The sequence below is a fragment of the Burkholderia sp. Se-20378 genome, assembly GCF_017104665.1.
Taxonomy (GTDB): domain Bacteria; phylum Pseudomonadota; class Gammaproteobacteria; order Burkholderiales; family Burkholderiaceae; genus Burkholderia; species Burkholderia lata.
The window spans coordinates 25297-44053 of the sequence record NZ_JAAGPG010000002.1; the positions used below are offsets into that span (position 1 = coordinate 25297).

An 18757-nucleotide genomic window follows, 5' to 3' on the forward strand; every position below is an offset into this window, starting at 1 on the left:
CGGGCAATACCCGCCTGCCGTTCCATCGAGGGGCTTTTCAAATGAATGTGGATCAGATTCAACACGTTGCGGACCGGCTCCGTCGGGCCGAAAGCACCGGCGATTTCATCGAGCCGCTGCACCGGGCGAACGCCGCGCTGAGCATCGACGATGCGTATGCGATACAGCAGCTCAATATTCAACGACGGATCAGCGCGGGCAGCCGGCGGGTCGGCTGCAAGATCGGCCTGACGTCGGCAGCGGTGCAGAAGCAGCTGGGCGTCGACCAGCCCGATTTCGGCGTGCTGCTCGACGACATGGCCTACGGCGACCAGGAAACGGTGCCGTGGAGCGCATTGAGCCAGCCGAAGATCGAGGCGGAAGTTGCGTTTGTGATGGGGCGGGACATCGCGTGCGACAACCCGGGGCATCTCGATCTGTTGCACGCCATCGAATACGTGCTGCCAGCGCTCGAGATTGTCGGCAGCCGGATCCGCGACTGGGAGATCGGCATCGTCGACACGATCGCCGACAACGCGTCGTCGTCCGCGTTCGTGCTGGGGAATCGTCCGGTCAAGCTGTCGGACGTGGATCTCCGGTTGTGCGGCATGGTGACGGAACGGCGCGGGGAAGTCGTCTCGCTCGGCGTCGGGGCGGCGTGCATGGGGCATCCGGTCAATGCGCTCGTCTGGCTGGCCAGGACGATGGCGGCGCGTGGCGTGCCGCTGCGGGCCGGCGATGTCGTGTTGTCCGGCGCGCTCGGCCCGATGGTGAACGTGCGGCCGGGAGACGTGTTCGAAGCGCAGATCCAGGGGCTGGGCGCGGTGCGCGCGAGTTTCGACGACGCAGAGGCATGACATGCGGGGAGTCGGCGTGTTCGGGCGAACCGGATGCGACACGGCGAATGAAACGAGTTTGAATGATCGGAGTGGACGGTGAAGTCAAAAGCGAAAGTAGCGATCATCGGGCCGGGAAATATCGGCACGGACCTGATGATCAAGGTGATGCGTCACGGCACGCACATCGAAATGGGCGCGATGATCGGCGTCGATCCGAAGTCGGACGGCCTCGCGCGCGCGCAGCGCATGGGTGTCGCGATCTCGTCGGACGGTATCGACGGGTTGCTGGCGCTCGACGTGTTCAAGGAGATCGACATCGTGTTCGACGCGACGTCGGCCGGCGCGCACAAGCGGCATAACGACGTGCTGCAGGCGCATGGCGTGCAGGTGATCGACCTGACGCCGGCCGCGATCGGCCCGTACGTGATTCCGGCCATCAACCTGGAATCGGAAAACGCGCCGAACATGAACATGGTGACGTGCGGCGGCCAGGCGACGATCCCGATGGTCGCCGCGATATCGCGCGTGACGAAGGTGCATTACGCGGAAATCGTCGCGTCGATCTCGAGCAAGTCGGCGGGGCCCGGCACGCGCGCGAACATCGACGAATTCACCGAGACGACGCGCAAGGCGATCGAACAGCTCGGCGGCGCGTCGCGCGGCAAGGCGATCATCATCCTGAATCCCGCCGAGCCGCCGCTGATCATGCGCGACACGGTGTTCGCGCTGTCCGATCCTGCCGATCAGGGCAAGATCGAGGACAGCATCGCGCAGATGGTGGCGAGCGTGCAGGCGTACGTGCCGGGCTATCGGCTCAAGCAGAAAGTCCAGTTCGACGTGATCCCGGCCGACCAGCCGCTCAACGTGCCGGGCGTCGGGCTGAAGCACGGATTGAAGACGTCGGTATTCCTCGAGGTCGAGGGCGCGGCGCACTACCTGCCGTCGTATGCCGGCAACCTCGACATCATGACCTCGGCCGCACTCGCATGCGGCGACATGATGGCGCGCAGAAGAATGGCCGCGGGCATTGCGCGCGATCACAAGGAGGCAGTGTGATGAACGACGCACGCAAGAAACTCTATATTTCCGATGTGACCTTGCGCGACGGAAGTCATGCGATCCGCCATCAGTACAGTATCGCGAACGTGAAAGCGATCGCAGCTGCGCTGGATCGCGCGGGGGTCGACAGCATCGAGGTCGCGCACGGCGACGGCATCGAGGGCTCGAGTTTCAACTATGGATTCGGCGCACACTCCGACGTCGAATGGATCGAAGCGGCGGCCGCGAGCGTGAAGCACGCGAAAATCGCCACGCTGCTGATTCCCGGCATCGGGACGATCCACGATCTGCGTAACGCGTACGATGCCGGCGCGCGCGTGGTGCGCGTGGCGACGCACTGTACCGAAGCGGACGTGTCGCGGCAGCATCTCGAATACGCCCGCGAGATCGGCATGGATCCGGTCGGTTTCCTGATGATGAGCCACATGACGACGCCGCAGAAGCTCGCGGAACAGGCGAAGCTGATGGAAAGCTACGGCGCGACCTGCGTGTATGTGGTCGATTCCGGCGGCGCACTAGGCATGAACGATATCCGCGACCGCTTCCGCGCGTTCAAGGAGGCGTTGAAGCCCGAGACACAGACGGGCATGCATGCGCACCACAACCTGAGCCTGGGCGTTGCGAACTCGCTGGTGGCGGTCGAGGAGGGATGCGACCGCATCGACGCGAGTCTCGCCGGGATGGGGGCGGGCGCGGGCAATGCACCGCTCGAGGTGTTCATCGCCGCTGCCGAGCGCCAGGGATGGCACCACGGCTGCGACCTGTACGGCCTGATGGATGCGGCTGACGACATCGTGCGCCCGCTGCAGGACCGGCCGGTGCGTGTCGATCGCGAGACGCTCGCGCTGGGCTACGCCGGCGTGTATTCGAGCTTCCTGCGCCACGCCGAACGCGCGGCGGACAAATACGGCCTGAAGACCGTCGATATCCTCGTCGAACTCGGCCGCCGGAAGATGGTGGGCGGGCAGGAGGACATGATCGTCGACGTGGCGCTCGATCTGCTGAAGTCGGCCGAGCACGAACGCGCGCATGCGGAGCCGACGATGAGCGAAGCGGGGCGTTGAGCGAGCACGTCGGCACGTCACGCCGGTGCGAGGCGACGCGCCGGCGGCGGTGCGCGTCGACGATTCATGCGCCGCCTCGGGAATGGCCGACGAGGCAGCGGCGGCGACGCTCGTACCGATCGCCGATCACGTCATCGGCCTGATGCAACGCCCGGCAGGGGATACCTGCCGGGCGTTGCATTTTGTGCAGCGAGCGGGCGTGCTCCGACGCGGAGTCCGTCTGCGCGCCGTGCCCCTGTGCCTTCAAACCCGCGAACGGGTTATTCCGACAGCAAGAGCCGGCTGCACTCGCAGCTCCGTGGACACAGGCGCACCGATCGCATGCGTCGGGGGAAAACCCTATTTGACGTGAATCAATGGTGATCGTTAAATCATAACTGAGGTGTTTATCAGTTATGGTGTGGGGTGACATTCAACGGCTTGTATTTGGCGTCGGAACAAGTGGCAATGAGCCGGACCAGTGAGGACCGGGCGCTCCGGAGAGGCGCATGCCCGGACTTCCGGCCGCACATTACTCGCAGACGCTCGGGATAAAGGTTGCGGCGCCGGATGGCAATCTGTCGTGTGGCACATGACTGAATGCCTTGATCGGCTTTCGCTCGCGGCGAAAGTCGAGCGGGACGTGACGATATTGATTTGATAGATCCCTGCTTGGTTAGGAATGCAGTAGATGTTTGGGTTGACGAATCGATAGCAGCTGCACTGACACTGGAAACGCGAAGCGTGAACGGGCAACGGTTGGTAGTGTCAACCCGAGCGCAAGTTGCGCTCGCGTGACGCGATATCGCAACGACGGAACGCGAGCGAGCCGGTTGTGCTGCGGAAGGCCGATGTTCGGAAAAGACGATACGAAAGGAGACAGAGACGTGAATACGCATGAAGGACGTGTGGCGATCGTAACGGGTGCCAGCAAGGGGATCGGGCAGGCGGTTGCCGAGAAGCTTGCGACGCATGGGGCGCAGCTGGTGCTCTTCGATCTCGAAGACTGCGGCGAGACATTGCGGCATATCGCTGCCATGGGCGGAACGGCGACAAGCATTCAAGGCGATGTGTCGTCGGAGCAGGACTGGGGCCGCGTGCGGGACGAAGTGCGCCAACGATTCGGGCGAGCGGACATCCTGGTGAACAACGCGGCCATCTATCCGTTTGCGACGATCGACGATCTGGATCCCGATCTCTTCCGCCGGGTGCTGAAGGTCAACCTCGAAGGCCCGTACATCGGGGCCCGCACGTTTGCGCCGCTGATGGCCGAGAATCGGTGGGGGCGCATCGTCAACATTGCCTCCAACTCGATCGCGACGAACCTTGCCGGGCTCAGCCATTACATCGCGAGCAAGATGGGTGTGATCGGCCTGACCCGCGGCCTGGCCAACGAGCTTGCGGATCGCGGCATTACCGTGAACGCCGTCGCACCGGCCATCACGAACACGCCGGGAACGAGCGGCATGCCGCGCGACATCATCGATGCCGTGTGGAACCAGCAGGCCATCAAGCGCTTTGCGGTGCCGCGGGACATCGCCGGCCCGATCGTCTTCCTGACAAGCGAGGACGCGGCGTTCGTTACCGGGCAGACCGTTTCCGTCGATGGCGGGATGATGAAGCTTTGATCGTGTCGACACGAGCCGTGTAGCAAGAACGCTTGCTGCGTCGGCGCGACCAGGGCTGCCGCGGACGCATTTGGCCATCGGCGAATGATGGCCGATACGATCCACGACCGGATTTGAAGCAGGATCGCCTGGCAGCCAAGGTGTGATTTGAGTGGCCGGTCTGATCCAATTGATTCGATATCCTATTTGAGTGGGGTTGGGATTGATCTGAAGAAGTATCGGGTAGCAGGTATTTTGATTAGGAATCCATTAAATAAATACGATTCTCTGCGTGCTGTAACTCATCAGGAAAGACAGGAGAGGGACATGGAAGGTGGATGGAAGGTATCTCGTAAGGGCGCGGCGATCGCGGTGGCAGGTTCGCTGATGGGCGGTGTCGCTCACGCCCAGAGCAACATCACGCTTTACGGCATTGTCGACGCGGGGTTGTTGTACACGAGCAAGACGGCCGGTGCCAACGGTCAGAACCTCGGGCGCCAGTTCTCCGCCGTCGACAGTGGTTCGCTGCCGTCGCAGTTTGGCCTGACGGGCACGGAAGACCTGGGTGGCGGCATGAAGGCGTCGTTCAAGCTGGAGAGTGGCATCAACATGCGCAACGGCGGCTTCGACGACTCGAACGGGAACCTGTTCGGTCGCCAGGCCTATGTCGCACTGGAAAACCAGTTCGGCAAGGTGGCAATCGGCCTGCAGTTTTCACCGTTCTTCCTGTCCTTGCTCGACACCGACCCGCGCGGGTTTTCGCAGCTCGGCAGCGGCCTGATCATCTATGCGGATACCGTGACCGGCACGGGCGCATTCAACTCGAATGCCGTGTCGTACACCAGCCCGACCATCGCCGGCTTGCAGGGCAAGGCGATGCTGGCACTCGGTGGAGCCGCGGGCAATTTCCAGGCGGGCCGGCAGTATTCGGCGAGCCTGAAATACACGGTCGGCAATCTCCTGATCAGCGGGGGAATCTATTCCGGCAACAGCGGCGGTACGGTGTCGACGCCGATCCCGACAACGGTCGCATTCTGGGGGCGCGCGATCGGCGCCACCTACAATTTCGGCGTCATCACGGCGAAGGCGCAGTTCGTCAACTACAAGGTGGCGCAATCGTACGATTCCAACGTCTACAGTGCGGGGCTCGACAGCTACGTCACGCCGCAGTTGAATCTCAACGGCGGTATCTATTTCACCAGTGACCGGAATCACACGGTGAATCATTCCATCATGGGCGCCGCCGGGGCCACCTACAACCTGTCGAAAAGCACGGCGCTCTATGCGCAAGTGGCTGTCGTGAACAACCACGGCGCGATGAATACCGGCATTTCGGCAGACGGGGCGCTGTACGGTGTTCAGGGGACGACCGTGGGTGCCGATATCGGTATCCGGCATTTCTTCTGAACGGCGGGGGCGATGTGGCGGGTATATCGGGGTGAACGATCGCGGCGAGTCTGGACGATAACGGCCCGGGGCAGGCACGATGCGCTTGGTATACTTCGACACCTTCCCGCCATCGACGTCATTCCTGCATGCCCAGCTCCGATACTTCGACCAAGCGCCAGCCCACTGCCAAACGCACCAGGGGACGCCCGTCCGGCACTGCGCACGTGGGTTTCGATTCGCTGCTGCGATGCGCGCGGCAGCGGTTCGCCAAGCAGGGCTACGCGGCAACCAGCGTGCGGGAGATTGCAGGTCTCGCGGGCGTCGATCCTGCATTGATGGCCCATCATTTCGGATCGAAAGAAGGGCTGTGGACTGCGGTCGTCGACCAGCTGGCCGCGCAGCTGGCACAGCTGATCGAGACGACGAACCAGTTGCGCAACAGCCGGATGTCGCCGATCGAACGGATCAGGCAGGCATTGACACTGCTGACCGACAGCGTGTTCGAAAACCCGGATATCGGCATGTTTCTTTCGACTGCCACCACGGAGCACGGCGAGCGCCTGAACGTACTCGTCGAACGACTGATCAGCCCCTATCGCAACGCACTCATTCCGCTTCTCGAGGATGCAATCGAAGCCGGCAAGATGAAGCCTCACGATCCCGAGTTGTTGCACGCGATGATCGTGAATTCGATCAGCAATACGATCTCCTACGGGCACGTGCTCGAGAAGTTTTCAACGCTGCCGGAGCAACCCGAAAAATTCAAGCAGGGTGTGCTGGAGATCGCCATGGGGCTGCTGCGATAACCCGGCCATTGCGGCGAAGTCCCCGCGATGAGCGTCGCCCGGCCGGCGCGTCATGCTGCCGAGCGGGCAGCGGCTGTCATGCGATAACCGCGGTTGCCTGGTATTGAGCCGGTGCGGGACTGTGCGGTGCGCCCGTCGATTCGTCGAACGTCGCCAGCAGATGGTCGATGAAGGTTCGCACCTTGGCGGGCAAGTGGCGACGGCTGGGATAGACGATGCCGAACGTGGGTGCCGGGCCCCAGTGATCCGGAAGGACGCGCTTCAGCGTGCCTTGCTCGAGTTCCCGCTGAACCAGCGCGGGATGGATCAACGCGATTCCTGCGCCCGACAGGACCATCTGCATCAGGAAATCGATATTGTTGGCCACGACGGCCGGATTGCACGTGATTGTTACGGCGCCGTCGGCACTGTCCAGTTGAAGCTCGGATTTGCCGCGCTGGGGGCCCGAGATCGCGAGGTACGCGTGCTCGGCCAGCTCCGCCGGGTGCGTCGGCTCGCCGCGCCGCTGAAGATAGCCGGGTGAAGCAACGGCGATGAGCGGCGCGCTGAAGACTGACCGTGCGACGAGGCTCGTACATGACAACGACGCCAGGTCGACGATGCCGGCATCGTATCCGTCCGCGACGAGATCGACAGGGCGATCGACCAGCACGGGAACCGGAAGGACTTCCGGATACGAATCGCAATAATCACGCAGGCACGACGACAGGTGCCGCAACGACAGGCCGACGGAGACCGCTACGCGCAGGGTTCCGGACGGCGTTTGCGTGGGCACCGATACCGCATGCTCGACTTCGTCGAGCTTCGCCAGAATGTCGCTGACACGCGTGTAGTACGTCTTCCCGAACTCCGTCAGCGACACGCTCCGCGTTCTGCGGACGAGCAGGCGCCTTTCCAGCTGTTCCTCGAGCCAGTTGACGCGACGGCTGATCATCATTTGAGAGATGCCGAGGCGGGTGGCCGCACGGATAAAGCTCCCGTCGTTCACGACCTGTACGAACGACCGCATCGATTGAAGTTTGTCCATATCCGTTTTCTGGTTCAGGCGCCGTTCCCGTCCCGGGCAGGTCGGGCCTCGCAATCGAGGTGGCCGGTTGGCGCACGGGAGCGGCCGTCTGTGTAGTCCGCAAGCGATATTCAACGAATGATGAATAAAATGATATCGCAAAAATGCCACCGCGTGAAGACTGCCGGTGACCGCCTGTCGCAGGCCTGCATCACTACGATGCTTGAGCGCGTCGAGCGCGCCGGCAGTGCGGGGCGTGGCAGCGCTGTCGACACCGCGGCCCGATTCGACGCTCGGCCCCCGTCCGAGGGGCTCAACCACTGGAACACGCTGACCGTCGGGGCATATGGCATATCGTGCCCGCTATCTGAGCATGGCTTCTAGCGGCTGCCTGCTTTGCCGCGTGCGAGCCGCCTGACGCGGCCACGAGCGTGCCACGGCGTCGCAGGGCGTGACGATCGAACGGTTGACAGCGTCGCGACGGATGCCCTACCATCGCAATAAATCAACAAGGGATGAATAAATTTCGACCATGAGGATTCCGGCCATCGGGGACGGATAGCGCGCAGCGCGCTCTGCTTCCGCCTTCGCACGACAGGTGCCCGGCAACCCGGGTCGCATGCCTGCCACGTCGGGTGGATGTCCCGTCGCATCGCGTGCTCATTCGGATGAGTGAGTCGTTGCGTCGGTCGTGCGTTAACGGGCGGGAGGTTCGGCACCGTTAACGTCCTTTCTTATCGATCAGTACACCTACTGAATGGGTGGGGGTCATGCTGCGCGCAGAAATCGTTGAATCCGGTGTCGCTTGCCGATTCGAGGCTGCGTGCGGTGGATCGTATGCACGTCGCGATGGCGGATGCGCCGAGCAGGCGTCCATATGAATAGACGAACCGGACTTGTCGTTCAGCCCGGCGCACGGAGGGGCTTCCCCAGTGGCTGCCGGATTCGCAACGTTGAGAGTGAGAAACATGAAACGAACAGTGAGGGATGTTGTATGTACCGGATGATCATTCCCAAGAGAACCGCCTTGCTTGCGACGTGTGTCGTAGTCGGGTCGATGGCTGTCGCCGGATGCCAGAAGAAGGAAGCCGCGGTGGCGGCTGTCCCCGAGGTCGGCGTGGTCACGCTGCAGCCGCAGGAGATCACGCTCAAGTCGTTGTTGCCGGGTCGCGCGAATTCGTGGCGTGTCGCCGAGGTGCGCCCGCAGGTCAACGGCGTGATCAAGCGGCGGCTCTTCGTCGAAGGCGACGATGTCAAGCAGGGCCAGCAGCTCTACCAGATCGACGATGCGCCGTACAAGGCCGCGTACGAGAAGGCGCGCGCCGCGCTGGTCTCGGCGCAGCATCTCGCCGAGCGCAATGAAAAGCTGCTTGCCGACAACGCGGTGAGCCGTCAGCAGTACGACGACTCGGTGTCCTCGTACCGCCAGGCGCAGGCCGACCTCGATACCGCGAAGGTCAACCTGGACTACACGAAGGTCTACGCACCGATCGCCGGGCGCATCGGCCGCTCGCTCGTGACGGAAGGCGCCCTGGTCACGAACGGCCAGGCCCAGTCGATGGCCGTCATCACGCAGCTCGATCCCATCTATGTCGACGTGACGCAGTCGTCGTCCGACATGCTGCGCCTGCGCAAGGAACTTGCCGACGGCCAGTTGCAGACCGTCAGCGCAGGCGCGGCCAGTGTCGGGCTGTTGCTCGAGGACGGCACGTCGTATGCGCACGGCGGCACGCTGAAATTCTCCGAAGTCAGTGTCGACGAAGGCACGGGCTCGGTGACGTTGCGCGCCCAGTTCCCGAACCCGGATCACCAGATCCTGCCGGGCATGTTCGTGCGCACGAAGCTCGACGAGGGCATCAAGCGGGACGCGATCCTGGTGCCGCAGCAGGGCGTCACGCGCGATACGACGGGCACGCCGGTGGCCTGGGTCGTCGGCGCCGACGGCAAGGTGCAACTGAAGCAGCTCGCGGTGGACCGGACGGTCGGCAATACGTGGCTGGTCCGCTCCGGGCTGAATGTGGGCGAGCGCGTGGTGACCGAAGGCGTTCAGAAACTGCAGGTCGGCATGAAGGTCGTCGCGGTGCCCGCGACGAACGTCCATGTCGACCTCGGTGACGCGCGCATGGTCGCGCCGTCTACGGCAAACGGCAGCTAGTCGGAGCGCGCATGTCACAGTTCTTTATCAGGCGGCCCATCTTTGCGTGGGTGATCGCCATCGTCATCATGCTGGCCGGTTATCTGGCGATCCGGTCGTTGCCGATCAACCAGTATCCGAACATCGCGGCGCCCGCGGTGTCGATCACGGTCAACTACCCGGGCGCGTCCGCGCAGACGGTTCAGGACACGGTCGTCCAGCCGATCGAGCAGCAGCTCAACGGCCTCGACGGCCTGCGTTACATGTCGTCGGAAAGTAACGCCGACGGCAGCATGACGATCGTCGCGACGTTCGACCAGGGCACCAATCCCGATATCGCGCAGGTCCAGGTGCAGAACAAGCTGTCGCTCGCGACGCCGCTTCTGCCCCAGGAAGTGCAGCAGCAGGGGATTCGCGTCGTCAAGTACCAGATCAACTTCATGATGGTCGCGGCGCTCGTCTCCGAAGACGGAAAAATGTCGAGCGGCGACCTCGGCAACTATCTGGCGTCGAACCTGCAGGATCCGATCCTGCGAACGAAAGGGGTGGGCGACTACCTGCTGATGGGTTCGCAGTACGGGATGCGGATCTGGCTCGACCCGGCGAAGCTCGACAGCTATTCGCTCACGCCGCTCGATGTCACGAATGCGATCCGGTCGCAGAACGTCCAGGTGTCGTCGGGCCAGCTCGGCGGCCTGCCGACGCGGCGCGGCGTGGAGCTGAGCGCGACCGTGATCGGGAAGGTGCGCCTGCGTACCGCCGACGAGTTCAAGCAGATCCTGCTCAAGGTGAATGCCGACGGTTCGCAGGTCAAGCTCGGCGACGTCGCGACCGTGAGCCTCGGGCCGGAGAACTACTCGATCTCGAGCATGTACAACGGCAAGCCGTCGGCCGGTATCGCACTGCGCCTGGCGACCGGCGCGAACCTGCTCGAGACGGTGGAATTCGTCAAGAAGCTGCTCAAGGAGCAGGAAGCGCTGTTGCCGCCGGGCGTGAAGATCGTCGTTCCGTACGATACGTCGCCGGTCGTTCATGCGTCGATTCATGAAGTGGTCAAGACGCTGATCGAAGGCATCATCCTCGTGTTCCTGGTGATGTACCTGTTCCTGCAGAACATCCGCGCGACGCTGATTCCGACGCTGGCGGTGCCGGTCGTGCTGCTGGGTACGTTCGGCGTGCTCTCCGCGTTCGGCTTCACGATCAACACGCTCACCATGTTCGGCATGGTGCTGGCGATCGGCCTGCTGGTCGACGATGCGATCGTCGTGGTGGAGAACGTCGAGCGCGTGATGACCGAGGAAGGGCTGAGCGCGCGGGAAGCGACCAGCAAGTCGATGGGGCAGATCCAGGGCGCGCTGGTCGGTATCGCAATGGTGCTGTCGGCCGTGTTCCTGCCGATGGCGTTCTTCGGCGGATCGACGGGCGTGATCTATCGCCAGTTCTCGATCACGATCGTGTCGGCGATGGCGCTGTCGGTGCTGGTTGCACTGGTGTTTACGCCGGCGTTGTGCGCGACGATGCTCAAGCCGGGCGACGCCGATCATCACGCGAAGAAGGGTTTCTTCGGGTGGTTCAACCGCACGTTCGACCGCGGGACCGACCGCTACGAAGGTGCAGTCGCGGCGATCCTGCGCAAGAAGGGGCGCTACATCGTCATCTACCTGCTGATCGTGGTCGGCATGGGCTTCCTGTTCACGCGCATCCCGACGGCCTTCCTGCCGGACGAAGACCAGGGGACGCTGTTCGTTCAGCTCCAGATGCCGAGCAATGCATCGGCGGAACGGACCGAGGACACGCTGGCGAAGGTACGTGACTACCTGTTGAAGGACGAGGGCGATGTCGTCGAATCGGTCTACACCGTGAACGGCTTCAACTTCGCGGGGCGCGGGCAGAGCTCGGCGCTGGCATTCGTCGCGCTCAAGCCGTGGGAACAGCGCAAGGGGAGCGATCCCAGCGTGTTCGGGCTTGCAGAGCGTGCCGGTGCGGCGTTTTCGAAGATCAAGGATGGCGTCGTGATTCCGATCGTGCCGCCGGCGATCATGGAAATGGGCAACTCGCAGGGCTTCGACGTGTATCTCCAGGATCGTACCGGTCAGGGCCACGACGCACTGATGGCCGCGCGCGACCAGTTCCTGAAACTGGCGCACGAGAATCCGTTGCTGGCCAACGTCCGCCCGAACGGCATGAACGACGAGCCGCAGTTCCACATCGATATCGACGACGAGAAGGCGCGTGCGCTGCAGGTCAGCATCGCCGACATCAACGATACGATGACCGCCGCCTGGGGTTCCCAATACGTGAACGACTTCGTCGATCGCGGCCGTGTGAAGAAGGTGTACGTCCAGGGCCTGCCGGATGCGCGCGTGGGTCCGGAGGATCTCTACAAATGGTATCTGCGCAACGGCAACGGCCAGATGGTGCCGTTCTCGGCGGTGGCGTCGGGGCACTGGGAATACGGTTCGCCGAAGCTCGAGCGTTACAACGGCATTCCGGCCGTCGAACTGCAGGGCCAGCCGAAAGCCGGCCACAGCTCGGGCGAAGCGATGCAGGAGATCGAGAAGATCGCGGCGCAGCTGCCGAACGGATTCGGTCTGGCGGTCACGGGGCTGTCCTATGAGGAACAGCTGTCGGGTTCGCAGGCGCCGGCGCTCTATGCGCTGTCGATCCTGATCGTGTTCCTCTGTCTTGCCGCGCTGTACGAGAGCTGGTCGGTGCCGTTCTCGGTGCTGATGGTCGTGCCGCTCGGCGTGATCGGCGCCGTGGTCGCCACGCTGGCGCGCGGCCTGACGAACGACGTGTTCTTCCAGGTGGGCCTGCTGACGACGGTCGGCCTGTCCGCGAAGAACGCGATCCTGATCGTCGAGTTCGCGAAAGAGCTGTACGAAAAAGAAGGGATGTCGTTGATGCAGGCGGCCGTTCAGGCGGCACGGCTGCGGCTGCGCCCGATCATCATGACGTCGATGGCGTTCGTGCTCGGCGTGCTGCCGCTCGCGATCTCGAACGGCGCCGGCTCGGGCAGCCAGCACTCGGTCGGCACGGGCGTGGTCGGCGGGATGATGACCGCGACGTTCCTGGCCGTGTTCTACGTGCCGTTGTTCTATGTGCTGGTGACGGGCCTGTTCTCGCGCGGCAAGAAAGGCAAGGCCGACAAGGCCGACGACATGGACAAGGTTGACGAGGTGACCGCATGAAGATCCTGAAACTCGCGGCATTGCCCGCCGCGCTGCTGATGGCGAGCTGCACGATGATCCCAACCTATCATCGTCCGGACCCGTCGGTCGCCGCGCAGTACGCGACGGCCGCGCAGGACCACGCCGGCAGGCCGTCGGCCGCGGAAGTCGGCTGGCGCGACTTCTACACCGACCCGCACCTGCAGACGCTGATCGGCATGGCACTGGAAAACAACCGCGACCTGCGAGTGGCCGTGCTGAACATCGAAGCGGCGCGCGCGCAGTACCGGATCCAGCGGGCGGACCTGCTGCCGACGCTGTCGGCCAGCGCGTCCGGGTCGATCCAGCGGCTGCCGTCGGACCTGTCGACGACGGGCCAGGCCGGTGTCACGCGGTCCTACAACGTCGGGGGCGTCGCGTCGTACGAGCTGGACTTGTTCGGCAAGATCCGCAGCCTGACGGAGCAGGCGATGCAGACCTATCTGGCGACCGAGGCCACGCGCCAGGCCACCCGGATCAGCCTGATCGCCGAGGTGGCCACTGCGTGGCTGACGCTGCAGGCCGACCAGGACATCAAGGCGCTGACGGCCGATACGCTCGCCAGCCAGCGGGCGTCGCTGAAGATCGCCGAATCGGGGTACCGGAACGGCACGTCGTCGCTGCTCAATCTGCGTCAGGCAGAGACGACCGTTCGTGCGGCGGAAGCGAATCTCGCGCAGTACGACCGTCAGGTGCGGACCGACATCAACGCGCTGACGCTGCTGGTGGGCGTGCCGCTCGACGATGCGCTGCTGTCGCGCGAATCGTTGACGACGGTTCGCCTCGACGAGGATCTGCCGGCCGGGCTCCCGTCTGATCTGCTTGCGCGGCGGCCGGACATCATGGCGGCCGAGCATCAGCTGATGGCGGCCAACGCGAACATCGGCGCCGCCCGCGCGGCGTTCTTCCCGAGCATTTCGCTGACGGCAAGCGGCGGCACGGCCAGTGCGTCGCTGCGCAACCTGTTCGATCCCGGCAGCGCCGCGTGGTCGTTCGGGCCGACGATCAGCGTGCCGATCTTCGACTACGGGCGCAACAGCGCGAACCTGGAAGTCTCGCAGGTCAATCGCGACATCGAAGTCGCGACGTACCAGAAGGCGGTCCAGACGGCGTTTCGCGAAGTCTCCGATGCGCTCGACGGGCGTGCGACCTGGGGCCGGCAGGAGACGGCCCAGCGCCTGCTGGTGGAGGCGAGCCAGTCGGCGTACCGGTTGTCCGACGTACGCTATCGCGAGGGTGTCGACGGCTACGTGAACGTGCTCGTCAACCAGCGGTCGCTGTACGACGCGCAGCAGAATCTGGTCAAGGTCCGGCTGGCGAGGATGTCGAACACGGTCGACCTCTACCGCGCACTGGGCGGCGGCTGGCAGGACCGGACGGTGAAAGCCGACGCGTCGGCCGGGCAGGCCGCGCATCCGCCGGGTTGACCCGTGCGCTGACGTGAAGCAGGACACCGCAACGGGCCCGGCCCGTTCGGTGATTCAGGATGCGTGCCCCGACACCCGGGGCACGCAATCGCATGCCCTTGCCGGGCCGCTGCGATGTGACACGCGAGCCATCCGGACCCGGATGGACGTTCGGAAACGTTATGGTGAAACGAACCCGTGAACAGGCACAGGCGACACGGGCCATCATCGTCGAGTCGGCACAGGGCGTGTTCTTCGATCATGGCTTCGCGCATGCGTCGCTCGAGGAAATCGCCCGCCGGGCCGGCGTCACGCGCGGGGCCGTGTACTGGCACTTCGCGAGCAAGCTCGCGGTGCTCGATGCCATCTTCGCCGATGCGGCGATCCCGCTGGATCCTTTCCTGATTGCATCGCGACACGATGCCGAGCATGAGCTCGACGCGCTGATCGATGCACTCGGTGCGTGCTGGCGGATGGCGACGCGCTCGAAGTTGTCGCGCCGGCTGTACACGCTGTCGTACACGCGATGTGAAAACGCGAAGGAAACGGCGGCTTTCTGCGAACGGGTCTGCCAGGCTGCGTACGCGGCGGAACAGCGCATCGATGCGTGGTTGCGTCGTGCGATATCGGCCGGGCAGCTGGCGAGCGAGCATGAACCGGCGGTGATCGCCAGCGTGGTTCACGCGACGTTGAGCGGATTGCTGCACCGGGAATTGACGCGGCCAGGATGCCGCAATCCGGACCGGGTTGAAGTGACCGAAGTCGTCCGCACCCTGATTCAAGGATGAAGGTATCGGGCGCTCGACGCATGGCGTGGCGCCGCGATCCATGAGTGCTGTCATGAATCCCGTACCGAAAGAGCTTGAAATCGCGAAAGAACGAGCCCGTGAAATGGCACCAGGCACGTCTGGTTCGCATTTCGTCCTGCCGGAAAGGCGCCACCGTGGCATGTCCATCGTGCCATTGCTGTCGGCTGCCGATTCGTTGCAGTCCAGGTGCATCGACCGGCGCGTCGAGCAGGCGCTCGGCATTACGAAGTCGCAGGCGTCGATCCTGCACGTGCTCGATGGCGAAGCGTCGCTGACGGCCGGCGAACTGGCCGATGCCTGCGGCATTGCGGGCAGCGCGGTGACGCGTCTGGTGGACCGGCTGGAGGCGCAGTATCTCGTGGTGCGGACGCAAAAGGAGGACGATCGCCGCGTCGTCTACCTGTCGCTCACGTGTGACGGGCGCCGGATCGCGGCTGCGTGGCGCGACCTGCAAGGCGAGATCCAGTGCGAACTGCGCGCCTTCGCGAGCGACGACGAGCTTCGAATGCTGGGCAATTTGCTGTCGCGCATGCTCGGCAATGCAGCAAGAGGCGATGCGACCGGATGAATGGCAAGGCCGGTTCATCGGTACGTGCAGAAAGGCGGCCTTCGTCCAATCCTCCCTGGTAACTGGTCGGCAATGCCGCCGTTCGCCGAATTCCGGTCGGCCCGGATCGCGCCGTCGGTCGGCCCCGGGAACGGCGGCAGCGGCGGCCCCGGGTCGGACAGGCAGGCTTCGTCGAGTCGCGTTGCGTGGCCGGCTGCTCGACGTGTATCTGACGCGCGACCTGCAAACGGCGATCGATGCAGGGCGCCTGGGTCGGCCACGTGATGGTCGCCCGGGATATCGCGCTCGGGGCGATCATGTACGGGATCGAAACCCTGCTGTCGGGGGGCGGGCCCGAAGACAATCGGCATCACGCTGGCGCAAAGGGGCCCGCCTTCACGACGGCTCGCCCGGGTGGCCGAGCGCGCTTGAACCCGTCATTCCCGATCAGGGGAATCCATGCTCCCAAACTACCCGAACGGGTAGCTGCCACCCGTCCCCCCCATACCTACACTCCTTTTCCAGAAACAACGCGACTGAACGGCGGCGATACCGCCGGGTCGTGACTCCCGCGCAAAAACAGGTGCACGGGACGTGATTTGTTTCGTCCTGCTTCCGATTGACGCATGCGCGTCGACGGCAATCCTGTCGATCAACGTGCACGGACGGTCGGACTCCGCCGCGTGACGACCGGGCCCGGGCAAGCCGCGGCATCCGGTCCGGCGGACATTCGCAACAGCGAAGCACAGGTATCCAACAAACAGAGGCTAGAACAGGAGACATTCCCGATGACGATCATCCCGTCCCGCAAACGTTTCGCGTCCGTTGCCGGCGTGCTGCTGGCCACGGCCGGCCTGCCCGTGCATGCGCAAAGCAGTGTCACGCTCTACGGTGTCGTCGACGCCGGCGTCCTCTATACGAGCAAGGCGATCGATCCGAAGACCGGGCTGAATGCCGGGCATCAGGTATCGATGGTCACCGGCGGGATGACGCCGTCGTTGTTCGGCCTGAAAGGCACCGAGGATCTCGGCGGCGGCGTGAAGGCGCTCTTCACGCTGGAAAGCGGCATCGACGTGTCGAACGGCGGCTATGCGGATTCGAACGGCAACCTGTTCGGCCGGCAGGCGTGGGTGGGGATCGAGAGCAGCTACGGCACGGTGAAGGCCGGCGTCCAGTTCTCGCCGTTCGTGCTGTCGTTGATCGCCACCGACGCGCGCAGCGTGTCGTACTTCGGCAGCGGCGTGCCGATCTATGTCGGCGGCGTGCTCGTGACGGGGATCTTCAACGCGAATGCGATTTCGTACACGAGCCCGGTGGTGGCGGGCTTGCAGGGCAGCGCGATGCTTGCGCTCGGCGGCAAGGCCGGCGATTTCCAGGCGGGCCGCCAGTATTCGGCGAGCCTGAATTACACGTATGGGCCGTTGCTCGTCAGTGCCGCCATGTACAACGGCAACTCGGGCGGCACGGCCGCGGCGACGCCGGTGCCGAGCACGGTGCCGTTTACCGGGCGCACGCTCGGCGCGAGCTATCAGTACGACGCGCTCACGGTGAAAGCCGCGTACGTCAATTACAAGATCGCGGGCTCGTTCGACAGCCGCGTCTACGGCGGCGGCGCCGCCTATCAGTTCACGCCGGTCGTGAGCGCGGACGCCGGCGTCTGGTACACGAGCGACGGCAACGACACGAACAATCACTCGATTCTCGCTGCGGCAGGGCTGACCTACAGCCTGTCGAAGGCGACGTTGCTGTACGGGCAGCTCGGCTATGTGAACAACCACGGCAAGATGAATACGGGGCTGTCGACGAACGGTGCGCTGTACGGCGCGAACGGGTCGACGTTCGGCACCGTGCTCGGCATGCGCCACCTGTTCTGACGACGGGATTCCCAGCTATCGACAGGAGGGTGGCATGCAGATCGAGATAGGTTTCGAGCAACGGCACGTGTTCGTCTTCGGCGGCACGACCGGCATCAACTTCGGCATCGCGCAAGCATTCGCGCGATGCGGCGCGGCTGTCAGCGTGGCGAGCCGCAAGCGCGAGAACGTCGACGCTGCGGTGAAGACACTGCGCACGACCCATGCGTCGGTGTACGGCGCATGCGCCGACGTCCGCGATTTCGACGCGGTGGGCGCCGCGCTCGGCGATGCGGTGCGCGAATTCGGCCTGATCGACGTGCTGATATCCGGCGCGGCGGGCAATTTCCTGTGCGACGCGAACGCGATGTCGGCGAACGGCTTCCGCACGGTCATCGATATCGACCTGATCGGCTCGTTCAACGTGATGCGGCAGGCCTATCCGCATCTGCGCAAGCCGGGCGCGTCGATCATCAGCATCACCGCACCGCAGGCGACGGTGCCGATGCGCCATCAGGCACACGCGTCCGCGGCGAAAGCCGGCATCGACCAGCTCACCCGCGTGCTCGCGCTGGAATGGGGCGCCGACGGCGTGCGCGTCAACGCGATCTCGCCGGGCCCGATCGACGGCACGGAAGGCTTTCGCAAGCTGATCGCCCGCACCGACGACGAACTCGCGCTGGCCGAATCGGCCGTGCCGCTGCGCCGGTTTGGCTCGACCGACGACATTGCGAACCTCGCGCTGTTCCTCGCGTCGCCGTATGCGTCGTACGTGTCCGGCGCCGTGATTCCGTGTGACGGCGGCGGCGCGATCGACAGCGTGAAGCCGGCGATCGAACGGGCGGGCGCGAACGCGTCGGCCGGCGCCTGACGCGCGGATGCGACCGATACGGGCAATCCATACCCGATAACTACCCGGACGGGTGGCGGCGGCCGACAGGCCGCTGCCTACACTGATTCCACGACGAACATAACCAGACAGGAGACGACGTGCATTCCCTTCCTTTTCCGACGCCGCACCGTTGCATGACGGAGCCGCGCGCGCCCATCGACCTGCGCCGTGCCGCACGG

14 protein-coding genes are annotated in these 18757 nt (G+C 64.3%); 13 read left to right on the top strand and 1 reads right to left on the bottom strand.

The window, feature by feature from the left end:
• Positions 1 to 41 precede the first annotated feature (41 nt).
• The 6 genes from G3N93_RS00720 (at position 42) to G3N93_RS00745 (ending at position 6722) form a co-directional block, all read left to right on the top strand.
• The gene (locus G3N93_RS00720; protein ID WP_011354791.1) at positions 42 to 836 is read left to right on the top strand and encodes a 2-keto-4-pentenoate hydratase; all 795 of its coding nucleotides are present in this window, start codon (positions 42 to 44) and stop codon (positions 834 to 836) included.
• Positions 837 to 914: 78 nt separating this feature from the next.
• The gene (locus G3N93_RS00725) at positions 915 to 1874 is read left to right on the top strand and encodes an acetaldehyde dehydrogenase (acetylating) (RefSeq protein ID WP_174981907.1); all 960 of its coding nucleotides are present in this window, start codon (positions 915 to 917) and stop codon (positions 1872 to 1874) included.
• Entirely contained in the window at positions 1874 to 2941 is a 1068-nt protein-coding gene (gene dmpG, locus G3N93_RS00730) for a 4-hydroxy-2-oxovalerate aldolase (RefSeq protein WP_174981905.1), read from the top strand. The genes G3N93_RS00725 and dmpG overlap by 1 nt, the downstream gene beginning before the upstream one ends.
• Positions 2942 to 3807: 866 nt before the next feature.
• Positions 3808 to 4548: a glucose 1-dehydrogenase gene (locus tag G3N93_RS00735; protein WP_307873375.1), complete on the top strand. Its 741-nt coding sequence runs from the start codon at positions 3808 to 3810 to the stop codon at positions 4546 to 4548.
• Between the two features lie 306 nt (positions 4549 to 4854).
• Positions 4855 to 5934, top strand: coding sequence for a porin (locus G3N93_RS00740; RefSeq protein ID WP_206132098.1), 1080 nt, complete (start codon positions 4855 to 4857; stop codon positions 5932 to 5934).
• Between the two features lie 128 nt (positions 5935 to 6062).
• The gene (locus G3N93_RS00745; protein WP_174981901.1) at positions 6063 to 6722 is read left to right on the top strand and encodes a TetR/AcrR family transcriptional regulator; all 660 of its coding nucleotides are present in this window, start codon (positions 6063 to 6065) and stop codon (positions 6720 to 6722) included.
• A 76-nt stretch (positions 6723 to 6798) separates the two neighbouring features.
• On the opposite strand, the gene G3N93_RS00750 is transcribed toward G3N93_RS00745, so the two are convergent.
• Positions 6799 to 8049, bottom strand: a complete 1251-nt coding sequence (locus G3N93_RS00750; RefSeq protein ID WP_307873376.1) for a LysR family transcriptional regulator — start codon at positions 8047 to 8049, stop codon at positions 6799 to 6801.
• A 673-nt stretch (positions 8050 to 8722) separates the two neighbouring features.
• Between G3N93_RS00750 and G3N93_RS00755 the strand changes: the two genes are divergently transcribed.
• The 7 genes from G3N93_RS00755 to G3N93_RS00785 all read left to right on the top strand — a co-directional run bounded on the left by G3N93_RS00755 (position 8723) and on the right by G3N93_RS00785 (position 18557).
• Positions 8723 to 9883: an efflux RND transporter periplasmic adaptor subunit gene (locus G3N93_RS00755; RefSeq protein WP_374196392.1), complete on the top strand. Its 1161-nt coding sequence runs from the start codon at positions 8723 to 8725 to the stop codon at positions 9881 to 9883.
• Positions 9884 to 9894: 11 nt separating this feature from the next.
• A complete protein-coding gene (locus tag G3N93_RS00760) occupies positions 9895 to 13053 on the top strand; it encodes an efflux RND transporter permease subunit (RefSeq protein ID WP_206132066.1) in 3159 nt (1052 codons plus the stop codon).
• Positions 13050 to 14498 (top strand): efflux transporter outer membrane subunit, encoded by a 1449-nt coding sequence (locus G3N93_RS00765; protein WP_206132067.1) that lies wholly within the window; start codon positions 13050 to 13052, stop codon positions 14496 to 14498. The genes G3N93_RS00760 and G3N93_RS00765 overlap by 4 nt, the downstream gene beginning before the upstream one ends.
• 164 nt (positions 14499 to 14662) lie before the next feature.
• Positions 14663 to 15265: a TetR family transcriptional regulator gene (locus G3N93_RS00770; RefSeq protein ID WP_206132068.1), complete on the top strand. Its 603-nt coding sequence runs from the start codon at positions 14663 to 14665 to the stop codon at positions 15263 to 15265.
• Positions 15266 to 15317: 52 nt separating this feature from the next.
• Complete coding sequence (locus tag G3N93_RS00775; protein ID WP_206132069.1) at positions 15318 to 15854, top strand: MarR family winged helix-turn-helix transcriptional regulator; 537 nt, start codon at positions 15318 to 15320, stop codon at positions 15852 to 15854.
• Positions 15855 to 16621: 767 nt separating this feature from the next.
• Entirely contained in the window at positions 16622 to 17707 is a 1086-nt protein-coding gene (locus tag G3N93_RS00780) for a porin (RefSeq protein WP_206132070.1), read from the top strand.
• A gap of 34 nt (positions 17708 to 17741) precedes the next feature.
• Entirely contained in the window at positions 17742 to 18557 is an 816-nt protein-coding gene (locus G3N93_RS00785) for an SDR family oxidoreductase (RefSeq protein WP_206132071.1), read from the top strand.
• Positions 18558 to 18757 lie beyond the last annotated feature (200 nt).